The organism is Seonamhaeicola marinus (genome assembly GCF_008085455.1).
In genome coordinates this window covers 1-218 of the sequence record NZ_VSDQ01000224.1, presented here as the reverse complement: position 1 = coordinate 218, position 218 = coordinate 1, and the positions used below count along the sequence as shown (strand labels likewise).

Below are 218 nucleotides of genomic sequence, written 5' to 3'. Positions count from 1 at the left end.
AAGATTTGGAATTCCAATGGGTTATGGTGGACCACATGCAGCCTATTTTGCCACTAAAGAAGCCTATAAAAGAGACATTCCAGGACGTATTATTGGTGTTACTAAAGATGTAAATGGCAATAGAGCTTTGCGTATGGCTTTACAAACTCGTGAACAACATATTAAAAGAGACAAAGCAACTTCAAATATTTGTACTGCTCAGGTATTATTAGCTGTTA

Annotated in this window: 1 pseudogene; it reads left to right on the top strand. The window is 36.2% G+C overall.

From position 1 onward, the window contains the following. Positions 1–218, top strand: a pseudogene (locus FUA24_RS03135) (hypothetical protein); the annotation flags it as partial.